Genomic DNA, 14,429 nt, shown 5'->3' with positions numbered 1-14,429 from the left:
GTGGCCGTCGTCGGCGTCTACGCCCTCGCCCGCCACGCCGGCTCGGTCAGCCGGCGGGCGCTCGCGCGGACGGCGCTTGCCCTCTGGCTCGCGTTTCTGACGACCGCCGTCGGTCACGCCGCCGGCCTCGAGACCCTCGGCACTGTCGCACCGGGACCCGCCGCCGCGACCGTCCTCGCAGTGACCGCGGTCACGTGGGCGACGCTGCTGGCCGCCGTGGGCACGACGCTCTTTCTCGGCCTCCGGGAGTACGGCTCGCCGGCCCCGGCCGACGACGCAGTCCTCGAGGGCGAGACCTCGGACTACAGTAGCCCCTGAGACGGACCGCGTACCGATCGCCGCCGCTCGCGGTTACTCGACGCGGTAACTCACCGTGATTCCCTCGCCCAGCGGGACGACGACCGTCTCGAACGACGGGTCCGCCCGGACCGTCTCGAGGTAGTCGATGACCCCCTGGGTGTGATCGTTGGTCTCGACGGCGTCGCCCTCGGCCCACGCTAGCAGGTCGTCGAACGCGACGACGCTGGCGGTGATGGCGTTGTCGGCGACGATGACGCCGCCGACCGGTATCTCATCGCGGACGGCCGCGAACGCGTCCGCGTAGCGCTCCTTTTGATGGTCGATCAGGACGACGTCGAACGGACCGGCGTAGCGGTCGACCGTCTCCATCGCGTCGCCGGGTTCGTACGTCGCGATCCCGTCGTAGCCGCCCGCGGCCATGTACTCGCGGGCGAGGTCGAGTTCCGCCTCGTCGACCTCGGTCAGGACGATCTCGCCGTCCGCTGGCAGGGCCTCGGCGAACCAGTAGGCCGAGTAGCCATAGCCCGAGCCGAACTCGAAGACCCGCTCGGCGTCGGTCAGTCGGGCCAGCAGTCGGAGAAACGCGCCGACTTCGGGGCCGACGTGGGGAAAGCCCTCGGCGGCGGCGTACTCGTCCATCTCGAGCAGCGTTTCGTCGGGGTCGGGACCGACCGCGCGGACGAACCGGGCGATCTCATCGGAGAGGACGTCGGTCATACACGCGAATACGACCGCCGGACACTATAGTAACCACTGACAGTCTCCGAGAAGGCGACACGCGACGCGGTCAGTCGTCGGTGACGGTGACCGGTTCCGGCCGCGGCTCGACGCGTTCGAGGAAGGCCCGGATCGTCGGCGTGGCGAGGTAGCAGCCGTACGCCAGAGCGAGGCCGACGACGAGGTCCGTGAGCCAGTGGACGCCGAGGTATACCGTGGCGGCGAGGATGGCACCGGTGGCCGCCCAACTGAGCCGTTTGTAGCCGCTGGGTGCGTAGAGGGCCGCAGTTCCGGCGAGGCCAGCGTGCAGGCTCGGGAACGCCTTTTCGAGGGTGTCGACGTTTTTCATGACGGTCTGAATCGGGCCGGTCGATTCGTACAGTACCGGTTCGACGCCGTCCAGGTAGTAGCCGGTGACGCCGACGGGCACGAAGTAGAAGAACGGCATGGACACGACGAGGACGGTCGTGTACGTGGTGACGTAATCGAGTGCCCGGGTGCGGCCGTGGCGGTGTTTCAAACTAATATAGGTGGCGAGAAGCAGCGCTGGGTACACGAGAAGATAGACGATGACGAACAGCGCGGTCAGGAGAAGGTTCGGGTCAGGTTGGAGTACTGCGACGGCGTTTCCCTCAACGGCGTACATGAGGTCTGTACGGAGCGGGTAGGGTGACTGTTCCGATGCCATACCGACGATGCTCGAAACGACGAGTACCATCGCGATGTAACAGACATCGCGGCGGTCGAGTGGAGGGCGCATCGACATGTGTGTTGAAAACCATTTCTCAAATAACTATTGATGAGTTATCAGTATTTTATTCATATATTTATATATTGCAATCTATATGGAGTCTAGTTTACTGGGTTCGGGCAGCCCCGCGACTCGAGCGACGCTGACAGTATCCTTTTTGACGTTCGGCACCGTCAGCTCACCCAACATGTCCGCCGACCATCCCCTCGCAGACGCCGTCGACAACCTCGTCTACGAACCGGTACAGGTCGATGAGAACGGGATCGAGCTGACGGTGAGTGCCGTCTACGAGGTGGCCACACCGGGCCGGCTCGACTTCGGCGGCGACGAACTCGCAGACGCCGACCTCGAGCCCGTCCCCACGGAACTCGAGGCCCCCGACGACGAGTACGGCTGGTGGCACCTCGATGGGGGCCAGTACGTCATCCAGCACAACGAGTTCCTGACCGACCTCACGGAGCCGGTACAGCTCCAGCCGCGCAACGAACTGCTCGCCCGGGGCGGCTCGCATCCGTCGATGCAGGTCCGGGATCACCTGCCCCTGATCCCGCTGACGGTGGCCGGCGGCGGCCTCCGGCTCAAGGAGAACGCGCGGGTCTCGAGGCTGGTTCCGCTGGGCGGGTCAGCCCGAGGCGAGTGACTCGAGGGGGAACTAAAACCCGAAGCCGACTCCCTACTGTCCGTCGAACTCGGGCTCGCGGTCCTCGAGGAAGGCGGAGACGCCCTCGGCGTGATCCTCCGTCTCGAAGACGATGCCCTGTGCGACGGCCTCGTCGGTCAGGGCCTGCTCGAGCGATTTGTTCAGCCCTTCACCGACGAGTCGGTTAGCATGGCGCAGGGCGATCGGTGGCCCGGAGACGATTTTTTCGACGAACGCGTCGGCCCGGTCGTCGAACTCGTCGGCGTCGTAGACGTGGTTGACCAGCCCGAGATCCGCCGCGCGCTCGGGGCCGAAGATGTCGCCGGTCAGGACGAGTTCCTTGGCGACGTTCTCGCCGACGATCCGGGGCAGCAGATAGGAGGTTCCGGCGTCGACGCTCAGGCCGACCTGTCGGAAGACAAAACCGAAGGCGGCGTCCTCGCTGGCCAGTTGGATGTCACACGCGATCGCGAGGTTCGCGCCGGCACCGACGGCGGCCCCGTCGATCAGCGCCACCGTCGGAATCGGGAACTCGACCAGTCGCCCGATCAGTTCGTTCGTCGACCGCTCGAGGCGGCGTACCCGATCGTCCGCGGGGACGTCGTCCTCGATGGCCTCGGTCATCCGCTCGATGTCGCCGCCGGCGGAGAACGAGCCGCCGGAGCCCTGTAAGACGACGACGCGGGCGTCGCTGCCCTCGATCTCGTCGAGGGCTTCGGAGATCCCGGTGCTGATCTCCTCGGAGAGCGCGTTTCGTCGGTCGGGCTGGTTGAGCGTGATCGTCGCGGCTCCGTCCGCCTCGAGATCGAGGAGGACCGCGTCACCGAGCGCCATCAGTTCTCACCCTCCTGCTCGCGAAGTTTGAACTTCTGGACCTTCCCGGTGGTCGTTCGGGGGAGTTCGTCGACGAACTCGACCTCGCGGGGGTGTTTGTACTCCGCGAGGTTAGTCAGACAGTACTGCTTGATCTCCTCCTCGGTCACGTCGCCGTCGGGCGTGCGGACGACGAACGCTTTCACGGTCTCGCCGCGGCGCTCGTCGGGGATGCCGGCGACGGCGGCGTCGGCGACGTCCTCGTGTTCGAAGAGGAGTTCCTCGACTTCACGCGGGTAGACGTTGTACCCGCCCGTGACGATCATGTGTTTCTCGCGATCAACGACGTAGAAGAAGTCGTCCTCGTCGTGGTAGCCGATGTCACCGGTGTGGAACCACGTCCGGCCGCCCTCCTCGGTGAATGCTTCCTCGTTGGCTTCCGGCAGGCCGTAGTAGCCTTTCATGACGTTCGGCCCGGCGACGACGATCTCGCCGGTGATCTCGCGCAGATCGGCCTCTTCCTCGTCGATCGGTCCCTCCTCGACCGGTGGGATCTCCTCGAAGTCCTCATCGACGACCTTCGAGTCGACGCCGGGGACGGTCTTTCCGATGCTGCCGACGCGTCGGCCGTCGATCGGGCTGTTGAAGTGGGTAATCGGACTGGTTTCGGTCAGGCCGTACCCCTCGTAGATCTTCGGCTCGTAGAGTTCCTCGAACTGGCGCAGGACCTCGACCGGAATGCCCGAGCCGCCGACGCCACAGAGCCGTACCGACGACAGGTCGAACTCCTCGGCGTTGGGTTGGTTGATGACGTCGTTGTACATCGCCGGCACGCCGTGCATAATCGTCAACTGCTCGTCCTCGATCAGCGAGACGGCGTCCTGTGCGTCCCACTCGGGCATCGGGTAGAAGGCACCGCCGTTGAACAGCGTCGCGTTCATCGTGACGGTCATCCCGTAGATGTGAAACAGCGGGAGGACGCCGAGTCCTTTGTCGTCGGCGCGGATCCCATCGGGAATGAGCTTCGCGGCCGAGTTCGCGTTCGACGCGAGGTTGTTGTGTGTGAGCTGGACGCCCTTCGGCTGGCCCGTCGTCCCGGAGGTGTACGGCTGGACCGCCACATCGTCGTCGGCCCGGTCCACGATATCGGGATCGCCCGGCTCGAGGAACTCCTCGAGCGTGACCGCGCCCTCGGCCTCGCCGCCGATGCTGACGACGTGTTCGACGCTCGTCTCGTCTTGGACCTCGTTGACGAAGGGGACGAGGTCGGCGAGCGCGACGACGACCTTGGCCTCGCTGTCGCCGAGCAGGTGGCCGATCTCGCGGGACTTGTACTGCGGGTTCATCGGGACGACGACCCCGCCGGCTCGCAGCGTCCCGTGGAACCCGATCAGGAACGGCGGCACGTTCGGCAGATAGAGCGCGACACGGTCGCCCGCGCCCAGTCCGCGCTCCTCGAGCGCGGTCGCGAAGGCACCCGTCTGCCCCCAGAACTCCTCGTAGCTCGTTTCCGTCCCCTGATAGCCGATCGCGGTGTTGTCGCCGTGTTCCTCGACGGCGGCCGCGAGATTAGTGACAAGATTTGTCATAGTCCGTGCGGTACGTTCGCGCGTACCGTAAAAAAGATTTACATCGTTCGGAGAGCGCGCCGGGATCGCTTACCATCGATAATCGATCTGAGTACTCCCGATCGCTGATACGCCCTCGTCGTTTCGAGGGGGCAACCAGCGGCCCGTGTGGACCGTCACCGGCCCGTGAGCATCGACTCGAGGGTATTTAGGGCCGCGTTCCCTACCCTCGCGGTGTCGATGTATCAGGACATCCTCGTTCCGACGGACGGGAGCGACGGTACCCGCCGGTCGATCACCCACGGGCTGGCGATCGCCGACCGGTTCGATGCGACGGTCCACGCGCTATCGATCGTCCCCGAGGGCCCGCTCGGAACGCTACAGACCGACGAGGCGATTCCCGCGGCCGAGCGCGCGGTCGAGCGCGTCGCGGCCGAGGCCGACCGCGAGGGCGTAGCGGCCGTGACGGCCGTCGAACAGGGGGTCCCCCACGAGACGATCCTCGAGTACGCCGACGAGAACGACATTGACATGATCGTGATGGGGACGCAGGGCCGGACCGGGCTCGACCGGGTCCTGGTCGGGAGCGTCACCGAACGGATCGTCCGCATGGCCGACGCCCCCGTGGTGACCGTCCGACTGACCGACGACATCCGTATCGACGACGCCGAGGAGGCCGCGGACATCGCCCGCAAGACCGCCGCGAACGAGGGATACGACGGTATCGCGCTGGCCGACCAGCCCCACCGGACCAGCGCCTCGTGGATCGTGCCGCTCGAGACTGACGCGGGACCGGTTCACGTCCACGTCGACGCCGTCTCCGGCGAGGCCCGCGTCGCGACGGGACCGGTCGACGAGTAGCGTCGGCGTCCCCACTGGACCACCGGTACAGCGACCCGTCTCAGTCCTGAACGAACGCGCCGTCGCAGTCGTACTCGCGCAGTTTGATGCTGGTGACCGGTTCGGTCTCGTTGTACGGTTCCGACTCCTGGGCCATGTAGTAGAGTTCGAGACGCTCGATGTCCGTCCGATGGTCGTCGTTCCACCGCTCACAGAGGTAGTTCGATACGTACGACTGGTGGTTCTCGTTGTCCCCGCTCTCCATGTTCGCGAGGTATTTCCGCCACCGCGTGGTCGGGTAGACGTCCTCGTGGCTCGGAGGTGGGTTCCAGTTGACCGCAGACCGGTGCATGGCGTCGACTCGAGAGCCGTTCTCGAGGTCGGCCGGCGCGTGGAACCAGCCGTCGGTCCGAAGCGGTTCCGGGGCGAACATCCGCCACGACTGGTCGGTCTCGGTGGCCTCGAGGGCCGTTTCGCCGGCGTCGGGCACCTGCGTGTATCCCAGTGCCTGGGCGTTCGAGAGAACGACGAGGACGAGAAAGACCGCTGGAACGGCCGTCGATAGCAGCGACCGGCCGCGGACGATGCCGGCGGTGAGGAACCGATGCGACGGCACGACGGCGGCCCCGACCACGTCGGCCATCGACCGCTCGGGACGGCACCGCCGCAGTCGTTCCACCGCGTTTCGGAGCGGCCCGGCAAGGCCGGCTCGGACGACCGCCGCCGTCAACCGATCCCAGACGCCGGCGGGAAGAAGGGCACGAGCGCGGCGACGACGACCAGGGGAAACAGCCCGATCCGCATCGTCACGAGCATTCCGAGGTGCATTCCGGCGAATGCACCAGCCAGCGCCGCTCGCGGCCATCCGGTCAGGAGGAGCAACAGCGGCGTACAGACGAGCAACGCCACCCACAGATACGTCATGAGCCGCAACAGTTCGGGATAGGCCGTGAGGACGTCGCCGAGCAGGTACGTGAACATGTAGTCGAGGCTGAAGACGTAGGCGACTGCCTCCCCGTCGAACCACAGCTCCCCCCGGCTCTTGTGGATGGCGTTCGAGACGTACATGACGACGACCTGGAGCAACAGCGCCATCGTCGCCACGTTCGCGACGGTCGCCCGGGCCGCCTCGGGACGGCGCGCGTCGACGGCCCAGCGCTCGCTCAGCGGGAGGAACATCGCCCAGAACACGAGGAGCCGAAGCAGCACATCCCCGCCGTTGAGGACCATCGGGTTCCGGGCGTGCAGGGAGACGAGCAACAGCCACGAGCAGACCGTCGCGAGCCGTGTCCGGTAGCCGACGGTCATCGCGAGGGCGACGCCGCCCGCTAGAACGAACAACAGCGCGATCGCCCACGCCTCGCCGGAGAGGGCGTGCAGCGAGTACACCTGCGAGTAGTCCGAGAACAGGGCCCGGCGCGGAAGGACGCCGGCGTCGGTGTAGAACGCCTCGAGGTTTCGAGCCCGGAGCGCGAGGTCGGCGAGCAACAGGAGTCCGAGCGCGATCCGAAACGCTGCCAGCGCTCGCGCGTCGATCGCGAACCGGCGTTCGATCCCGGCGGCGACTCGATCGGCACCGCTCGAGAGTCGCCGGCGGACGGCAGTGATGGAGGGGTGTCGGGACATCGTCGTGGAGAGACGTCCGGGCGTCTCGTCCGGCACGGAATATGCTTCGTGCAAGCTGAAACAGCTATTTGTGCGATTACTTCTCGTTCGAAGACGGGGCCGATCGGAACGCTGAACTGGCCCCGCTGCCTACTGCGTTCCGTCCGATGAGTACCGAGGTCCCGGACGAGAGTCCGATCGTCCTGTTCGATGGGGTCTGTAACCTCTGTAACGGGGTCGTCCAGTTCATCGTCCCCCGGGATCCGGCGGGGAAGATCCACTTCGCGTCCCTCCAGTCCGACGTCGGTCAGGACCTGCTCGCGGCTCACGACCTGCCGACGGACGCGCTGGAGTCGATCGTCCTGGTCGAGGGCGACGACTGTTACGTCAAGTCCGCGGCCGTGGCTCGGATCGCGGCCCACCTCGGCGGCGTCTACGCCCTCCTGTCGGCACTGCGGTATCTCCCGCGCCCGATCCGGGACCGCGCCTACGACTTCGTCGCGGCCCGTCGCTATCGCTGGTTCGGGCAGAAAGAACAGTGTCTGCTGCCGACCGGTGACGTTCGAACCCGGTTCCTCGAGTAGTCCGTCGGGGCGTCGCCGACCGCCGCGTCCCGCGGACAGCTTTTAGTCGTCCCCGCCCGTACCCGCGTGTGTGTCACCCGACGAGCGGGCCGATTGGCGCCTCGATCGGACGACCGGTCGTCCGACTCGAGTCGCTCGGGCCCTGGTCACCGCCGTCTCGGCGGAAGCGCTGGTTTTGATCCTGCTCGGACTGGCGATGTTCGCGGTCCTCGCGACCGGTCGCGCGCTCGGACTGTGGTAGGCCGCCGGCGGAACCGACGGCCGAGACGCCGCGAGACGGCCGTCTCTCGGCTCCGTGGGGCACTGCTCGGTCGCGTCTCGAGCGCGTGACATTCGACGGGAGCCGATAGCAACCGACGGTCCGAACCGGGTCGGTGGCGGGGTTTGAACGCGAGGTAGAAAGCCAGGCCGGGGATTTGAACCACGGTCGCAGCAGCGCAGCTCCCTGCTTCAAATCCCAGTCGACGTGGCTGCTGCTCACGAAATCGTTCGCAGCAGCCAAGCCAGGGCGGGGATTTGAACCCCGGAAGTCTCGATTACAAGTCGAGTGCATGAACCGCCCATGCTCCCCTGGCGCAGGCCGTGGGTTAGCCGTCCTCCTTTGAGTGTGTATCGTTTTCGTCGCGGTCCGCGAGCGAGCGCGTCATCGACACGCGGAACGGATCGTAGCCGTGACGGCGGTAGAATCGGCGGGCGGCCTCGTTGTCGGCCATCACCTCGAGCAGCAGTTCGTCGACGCCGCGGTCGGCGAGCGACGCCTCGGCGGCCTCGAGCAGGGCGGTGCCGATCCCCTGCCCCCGATAGGCCGGCCGGACGTAGATGTTCGAGAGCAGGCCGCGCGTGGTGTCGAGTTCGAGGGTGCCGCGTTCGACCGTCACCGAGACGAAGCCGACGATCGCGCCCTTGAGGCGGGCGACGAACAGGCCGTCGCTGACCAGATAGGCCCCGAGCGTCTCCCGCATGGCCTCGCGGTTGGCCTCGGGGCGGACCGCCGACTGGTACCGGCGCTGGTCGTGGGCGAGGTCGACCCAGAGGTCCGTGAGAGCGTCGAGGTCGGCCCGCGTGGCGAGTTCAATCGTCGGCCGCTGGTTGTTGGGGGGCATTCTCGAGTGCGGTCACGGCGGGCAGCGATTCGGCGGTGAGCATCCGGAGGGCCGCGCCGCCGCCGGTGCTGACGTGTGAAAAGCCCTCGACGCCGAGTTGGCGAAGCGCCGAGGCGGTGTCGCCGCCGCCGACGATACTCGTGGGAATGTCGGTCGCGGCGTCGTAGAGCTGTCGTGTCCCGGTCTCGAAGCGGTCGTCCTCGAAGACGCCGGCGGGGCCGTTGAGGATGACGGTTTCGGCGTCCTCGAGGACGCGCCGGTAGTACTCCAGGGTCGACCCGCCGATGTCCATGGCGGATTCGCCGTCGCCCGGCGGAAGGGCGTTGACGCCGAGTTCGTGGCGGCCGCCGTCCCGGTCGACGGCGACGTCGCGGGGCAGCGCGATCCGGTCGCCGTGGGCGTCGAGCAGATCCGCGGCGCGGTCGATCTCGTCCCAGTAGCCCTGGTCGTAGATGAAATCGGAGCTGGCGTCGCCCAGGTCGACGCCGTCGGCGATGAGAAAGACGTTGCCGACGACGCCGGCCGTGAGGACGTGATCGGCCAACCCCTTCTCGAGGACCGACCAGGCGACGTCGATGGAGTCGGAGACTTTCGCGCCGCCGAGGACGTAGACGCGGGGTTCGTCGGTCTCCTCGATCGAGCCCAGTACGTCGAGTTCGGACTCCATGACCCGGCCGGCGTAGCTCGGCAGGACCGTTGGGAGCCCGACCAGCGAGGGCTGGGAGCGATGTGCCGCCGCGAAGGCGTCGTTGACGTAGGCGTCCAAGACCGGCTCGAGGCCCTCGACCAGATGGGTCCGGGCGGCCCGCTCCGGCTCGAACTCCATGTACTCCTCGCTGTAGAAGCGGGTGTTCTCGAGGACGACGCAGTCGCCGTCCTCGAGGTCCCTGACGGCCTCGCGGGCGGCGTCGGTGAAGGTGGCGTCCACGTAGTCGACCGGCTGTCCGAGCAACTCCGAGAGCCGTTCGGCGTGGGACTCGAGGGAGACGAACTCGTCGCCGCCGGGTCGGCCCTGATGGGCGAGGACGGCGACCCGACCGTCCCGCTCGAGCAGTTCCGCGAGGGTATCGACGTGGGCGCGCAGGCGGGCGTCGTCCGCGAGCGTGTCATCGTCGTCGATCGGACTATTGACGTCGACGCGAACACCGACGGTAGTCCCTTCGACGTCCAGGTCGTCGAGGGTCGCGATCATTACCGGTCAGTCCACTGCGGCACCCGAAAGGTCTTTCTATCGGAGAGATAGTCTGCGTTGACTGATGACACACCACACGCAGTTGTGAATTCCGAGAGCGGCCTACACCGTCCGACAGTCCGAACAGACCAGTTGGCCGTTGGCGTCCCACAGCGCGTCCGCGAGCGAGCCACAGGCCTCGCAGACGCCCTGGGTGGTGTACTCGTCGCCGCCGTTGGGGAGGACGGCAGCCTCGCCCTCCCCGGCGGGGGGCGCGGTCGCGGGCTCGGCGATGCCGCGGTCGCGATCGATCGGCGGCTCGCTCGAGCGGGCGGGGGTCATCGTCGCCTGGAAGGAGCTGGCGGCCGCGATGACGTCGCGCTGGGTGACGAGCCCGACGATCCCGTCCGGGCCGTCGACGACGACGTTACGGATGTTCTGGCGGGCCATCGTGGTGGCGACGTCGGTCAGCGATCGGGCGGGGTCGACCGTAATGACCGGCGTCGTCATCACCTCGTCGACGGTCGTCGCGGACGGTTCGCCTTCCCCGGCGATCAGTTCCAGGACGTCCCACTCGGTCACGATGCCGACGGGCTCGGAGCCCCGGACGACCAGCGCACAGCTGGTCCGTTCCTCGCGCATGAGCCGCACCACGTCGAGTACGGTATCCGATTCGCTGACGCCGACGTACTCGCTCGTCAGCACGTCCCTGACGGACAGTTCCGATTCCATACGTGTATGGATCACACGGACGGGCTAAAAGCTACCTCCACCACACTTAAGAAAATCGGGAGCGAAGTTCTCTAACTCCCGAACTCAGGCGTTCTCCCACTCGAGTTCGACCCGCGTCCCGTCGGCCCGACAGGTCTCGAGGGCGTGTTTGGCGTCGTAGCCGGCCTCGTGGGCGCTCTTCCCGCGACCGACGCCGACCTGCATCTCGACGCCGACGGCGTCCGCGACGTGTGTGACCGCCTCCTCGTAGTCGGCGGTCCCGAGATCGGGGCAGACGACGATGACGTTGTCGCCGCCGACGAAGAAGGAGAGGCTGTCGTGGGCGTGGCGCATGTGGCGCATGAGTTCCGCATAGCCCTGCTCGATCTCGATGAAGGTGTCGAAGGCGTTGAGTTCGTCCGTGTAGTTGCCGGTCGCGTTGATCACGTCGAAGTGGGCGATCTGGACGTCCTCGTCGGCCCGGAACTCCTCGTCAATGGCCCGTCCCTCGAGACACTCCCGACGGTCCTCGTCCTGTGCGCTGCCGGCGTCTTGCAGGCGTTCGGTCGCGTCCGACAGCGCCTGGACGGGACTGCGGCCGGTCGCGACGCCGAGACTGAGCGTCACGGGGTATCGGTTGCCGACCGACTCCTGGAGGAGCGCGTGGTCCTCCATCGAGCAGCCGTTCGTGACGGCGATGATGTTGTCGAACCGGGTGAAGAAGGTGTAGCCGTCGCGGTTGCCGACGAACTGGGAGATGTCGGCATACAGTCGGGATTGCATGGTCTGGAGGTCCGCTTCCCGGCGGGGCTCCGGGGTCACGGTCCAGGGGCCGTAGTTGTCGATCTGAACGAGCGTTACCTGCGTGTTAGTCACTGTGAACGTTCCTTTCGAACGCCGTCGTATAAGTGATACGTAATCCAGATTCGTGATGGCTCGGGCGCCCGATCAGGCGTGGACCTTCTCCGGGTCCTTGCCGTGTGGGTGGTACTTCCAGAAACCGCCCTCGCGCATCGCCGCGCCGACGGCCTTGTGCATGTCGACCATCGTCTCGAACTCCGCGGGTTCGACGTACTCGAAGATGTCGCTGAGCGCGACGACCGTCTCGTGGTTGATTCGGACGGGATAGTCGCCGTACTCCTCGACGAACTCGTCGCGCACCATCGGGAAGTCCTCCTCCTCGTCGACCTTGTCCGCGATGATTCGCATGTCGAACTTGCGCATCCCCTCGCTGCCCTCCTCGCCGTCGGGATCGACTGGCCAATCGTTGCTCATACCTCGACGTGTGTGGGGGTCCCGCAAAAGGATTTCTCCTCGTCGCCGTCACCGGCCGACCGAGTCGACATCGACCAGCTCGAACCGTGCGCCGCCGGCCACGCTCTCGGTCGCCGTCGCCGTCCAGCCGTGGGCCGCCGCGATCCGCTCGACGATCGCGAGCCCGAGGCCGGTCCCGTCCCCGTCGCTCGAGTAGCCGCTCTCGAAGACCCGCTCGCGTTCGTCGGGCGGGATTCCCGGGCCGTCGTCCGCGACGTAGAAGCCGTCCCCGCCCGCGAGGTCGCCGACCGTGATCGTGACGCCGGAGCGGTCCCCGTCGCCGTCGGGGCCCGCGGGGCCGACGTCGCTGTGATCCACGGCGTTGCGAAGCAGGTTCTCGAGCAACTGCTTGAGCCGCGCCCGATCGGCCCGAACGACGGCGTCGGTGTCGACCCGCAACGCGGCCGTCCCGGTGTCGACGTGGTCCCAGCAGTCGTCGACGATCGCCGCGAGATCGATCGGCTCCGGGTCGGGCTGTGGATCCCGATCGCGCGCGATCGTCAGGATGTTCTCGATCAACACGCCCATCCGGTCGTGGGCCCACGCGACCTCCTCGAGGTGGGTCTCGTCACAGTCGCAGGTCCGGCGGGCCTGCTCGAGGCGGCCCTGCGCGACGTTTAGGGGGTTCCGGAGGTCGTGGGAGACGATGCTGGCGAAACGCTCGAGGCGCTCGTTCTGGGCTTTCAGTTCGCGCTCGCGTTCCTTGCGGTCGCTGATGTCCCGCAGGACGCCGACGGTCCCCTGAAAGCGGCCGTCCTCGTCGGAGGGCAGGATCGAGATGTGGTTCTCGTTGGGGCGTCGCCTGCCGTCTCTCGTGACCGTCTCCATCTCGAAGGAGGCGTGATTGCGGTCCGGATCGGCCAGCAGGGCCCTGATCTCCGCTTCGGCGGTGGCGATGTCGTCTTCGTCCATGATCAGCGAGACGTGTTCCCCAACCAGTTCCTCGGGTCGGTAGCCGGTCGTCGTCACCTCGCCGTTGCTCGGCGGGACGACCTTCGTGATGTAGCCCTCGGCGTCGAGTTGATAGGCCTCGTCCGGGATCGTCTCGAGGATCGTCTCGTACTCCTCGAGTTCGCGTTTGCGCTCGGTGCGGGCGGTGATATCGCGGACGACGCCGGCGACGCCGCGGTACGCGCCGTCCGCGAGGGGCAACAGCGAGACGTTGTCCTCACACCGAATCCGCTCGCCGTCGCTCGTCTCGATGGTGATCTCGTAGGTACACTGGCGGCCCTCGGTATCGGCGGACAGCAGCGAGCCGACGGTCGCTTCCCCGCGCTCGACGGACTCGTCGTCGAGCAGGAACGAGATCGGCTCGCCGACGATCTCGTCTTTCTCGTAGCCGGTCATCTCGGCGTAGGCGTCGTTGACGTAGGTGTAGCGCCCGTCGTCGCCGACCGTGTAGACCGGATCGCCAAGCGCCTCGATGATCGTCTCGTAGCGCTCGAGATCGCGTTCGCGTTCCTTGCGGTCCGTGATGTCCCGAACCGTACAGATGAGATCGCCGTTGCCCGTCGTCGACAGCGAGTGGGCCTCGACGAAGGTGGTGCCGTCGGCCCGGAGCCCGGTCGTTTCCCCATACCACTCGCCCTCGGCCATCACCGTCGGGATGATCTCCTCGTGGGCGGTCGCGACCTCGTCGTCCGGGTAAATCAGTTCCCAGTGTTCGCCGATCAGCTCCGCCGGCTCGTAGCCATAGAGGTCGGCGTAGGCCCGGTTTACGTAGACGAATCGGCCGCTCGAGTCGAGGATGCTGACCCCTTCCTGTGCGGTTTCGACGGCGTGGAGTTGTCGCTCGCGTTCCCGGCGGCGCTGGGCCGCCTCGACGGCGTCGACGACCGCGTCGGCGAGGGCTGCGTCCCGCTCCGGGTCGTCGGCCTTCCGCACGTAGTCGGTGACGCCGGCCGAAATCGCCTCGCTCGCGATCGCTTCCGAGCCCGAGCCCGTAACCAGCAGAAAGGGGATCGAGTCGACTTCCGAACGGGCGTCCTCGAGCAGCGCCAGCCCGTCGGCGTCGGGCAGGTCGTATTCGGAGACGATACAGTCGATCTCGCGGTCGACAAGGTACTCGAGGGCCTCGCTGGCGCTGGTGGCACTGAGCGTGTCGATGGCGACGTCGCGTCGGTCCAGCAACTCGGCGATCTTCACGGCCCACTGGGGTTCGTCGTCCACGTAGAGAACGCGAATTCCGTCCATCGAGACGCTCCCGTTCCGGGATTCGTCTCGAGCGTTCATCCACTGTCTCTGGGGCGACGACTCTGATATAGATTCTGGTAGATTCGCGGACATCCCATCGGTCGCGACGGGCCACGTAG

Annotated in this window: 15 protein-coding genes, 1 tRNA gene and 1 pseudogene; 5 read left to right on the top strand and 12 right to left on the bottom strand. The window is 66.8% G+C overall.

Going from position 1 to position 14,429, the window contains the following annotated elements:
- A partial coding sequence (locus ACSBP4_RS14675; RefSeq protein WP_435552626.1) for a hypothetical protein occupies positions 1-318 on the top strand: 318 nt, incomplete at its 5' end.
- 33 nt (positions 319-351) lie between these two features.
- Here the strand turns inward: ACSBP4_RS14675 and ACSBP4_RS14670 are convergent.
- Together ACSBP4_RS14670 and ACSBP4_RS14665 are read right to left on the bottom strand one after the other, a co-directional pair.
- Positions 352-1,017, bottom strand: coding sequence for an O-methyltransferase (locus ACSBP4_RS14670; RefSeq protein ID WP_435552625.1), 666 nt, complete (start codon positions 1,015-1,017; stop codon positions 352-354).
- A 70-nt stretch (positions 1,018-1,087) separates the two neighbouring features.
- The gene (locus ACSBP4_RS14665; RefSeq protein WP_373630792.1) at positions 1,088-1,777 is read right to left on the bottom strand and encodes a phosphatase PAP2 family protein; all 690 of its coding nucleotides are present in this window, start codon (positions 1,775-1,777) and stop codon (positions 1,088-1,090) included.
- 178 nt (positions 1,778-1,955) lie between these two features.
- Between ACSBP4_RS14665 and ACSBP4_RS14660 the strand changes: the two genes are divergently transcribed.
- Positions 1,956-2,408, top strand: coding sequence for a hypothetical protein (locus ACSBP4_RS14660; protein WP_006648970.1), 453 nt, complete (start codon positions 1,956-1,958; stop codon positions 2,406-2,408).
- Between the two features lie 33 nt (positions 2,409-2,441).
- Here the strand turns inward: ACSBP4_RS14660 and ACSBP4_RS14655 are convergent, their stop codons facing one another.
- Together ACSBP4_RS14655 and ACSBP4_RS14650 are read right to left on the bottom strand one after the other, a co-directional pair.
- Complete coding sequence (locus ACSBP4_RS14655; RefSeq protein WP_006648969.1) at positions 2,442-3,242, bottom strand: enoyl-CoA hydratase-related protein; 801 nt, start codon at positions 3,240-3,242, stop codon at positions 2,442-2,444.
- Positions 3,242-4,810, bottom strand: coding sequence for a long-chain-fatty-acid--CoA ligase (locus tag ACSBP4_RS14650; protein WP_435552624.1), 1,569 nt, complete (start codon positions 4,808-4,810; stop codon positions 3,242-3,244). The genes ACSBP4_RS14655 and ACSBP4_RS14650 overlap by 1 nt, the downstream gene beginning before the upstream one ends.
- 219 nt (positions 4,811-5,029) lie before the next feature.
- On the opposite strand from ACSBP4_RS14650, the gene ACSBP4_RS14645 reads away from it, so the two are divergent.
- Positions 5,030-5,650, top strand: coding sequence for a universal stress protein (locus ACSBP4_RS14645; RefSeq protein ID WP_435552623.1), 621 nt, complete (start codon positions 5,030-5,032; stop codon positions 5,648-5,650).
- Positions 5,651-5,690: 40 nt separating this feature from the next.
- Here ACSBP4_RS14645 and ACSBP4_RS14640 read toward each other — a convergent pair.
- Positions 5,691-7,255, bottom strand: a pseudogene (locus ACSBP4_RS14640) (HTTM domain-containing protein).
- A 146-nt stretch (positions 7,256-7,401) separates the two neighbouring features.
- Between ACSBP4_RS14640 and ACSBP4_RS14635 the strand changes: the two are divergent.
- Complete coding sequence (locus ACSBP4_RS14635) at positions 7,402-7,818, top strand: thiol-disulfide oxidoreductase DCC family protein (RefSeq protein ID WP_049964563.1); 417 nt, start codon at positions 7,402-7,404, stop codon at positions 7,816-7,818.
- Between the two features lie 70 nt (positions 7,819-7,888).
- Positions 7,889-8,059 (top strand): hypothetical protein, encoded by a 171-nt coding sequence (locus ACSBP4_RS14630; protein WP_158413747.1) that lies wholly within the window; start codon positions 7,889-7,891, stop codon positions 8,057-8,059.
- Between the two features lie 260 nt (positions 8,060-8,319).
- Here the strand turns inward: ACSBP4_RS14630 and ACSBP4_RS14625 are convergent.
- From ACSBP4_RS14625 to ACSBP4_RS14595, 7 genes are all read right to left on the bottom strand, one after another.
- Positions 8,320-8,393 (bottom strand) — tRNA-Thr (locus ACSBP4_RS14625).
- Positions 8,394-8,405: 12 nt separating this feature from the next.
- Positions 8,406-8,921 carry an N-acetyltransferase family protein gene (locus tag ACSBP4_RS14620; protein ID WP_435552622.1) on the bottom strand — a complete coding sequence of 172 codons (516 nt, stop codon included), beginning with the start codon at positions 8,919-8,921 and terminating at the stop codon, positions 8,406-8,408.
- Complete coding sequence (locus ACSBP4_RS14615) at positions 8,890-10,113, bottom strand: phosphoglycerate kinase (RefSeq protein ID WP_049964460.1); 1,224 nt, start codon at positions 10,111-10,113, stop codon at positions 8,890-8,892. Before ACSBP4_RS14615 ends, ACSBP4_RS14620 begins: the two co-directional genes overlap by 32 nt.
- 102 nt (positions 10,114-10,215) lie before the next feature.
- A complete protein-coding gene (locus ACSBP4_RS14610) occupies positions 10,216-10,824 on the bottom strand; it encodes a CBS domain-containing protein (RefSeq protein WP_006648961.1) in 609 nt (202 codons plus the stop codon).
- Between the two features lie 84 nt (positions 10,825-10,908).
- Positions 10,909-11,679 carry a GTP cyclohydrolase III gene (locus tag ACSBP4_RS14605; RefSeq protein ID WP_006648960.1) on the bottom strand — a complete coding sequence of 257 codons (771 nt, stop codon included), beginning with the start codon at positions 11,677-11,679 and terminating at the stop codon, positions 10,909-10,911.
- 72 nt (positions 11,680-11,751) lie between these two features.
- Complete coding sequence (locus tag ACSBP4_RS14600) at positions 11,752-12,078, bottom strand: DUF5785 family protein (protein ID WP_006181792.1); 327 nt, start codon at positions 12,076-12,078, stop codon at positions 11,752-11,754.
- Between the two features lie 48 nt (positions 12,079-12,126).
- Positions 12,127-14,349: a PAS domain S-box protein gene (locus ACSBP4_RS14595; protein ID WP_435552621.1), complete on the bottom strand. Its 2,223-nt coding sequence runs from the start codon at positions 14,347-14,349 to the stop codon at positions 12,127-12,129.
- Between the last annotated feature and the right edge of the window lie 80 nt (positions 14,350-14,429).

Source organism: Natrinema sp. CGMCC1.2065, from assembly GCF_051225675.1.
Classification (GTDB): domain Archaea; phylum Halobacteriota; class Halobacteria; order Halobacteriales; family Natrialbaceae; genus Natrinema; species Natrinema thermotolerans.
The sequence above is the reverse complement of the archived record's forward strand: the minus strand, read 5'-3'. Positions and strand labels throughout refer to the sequence as shown.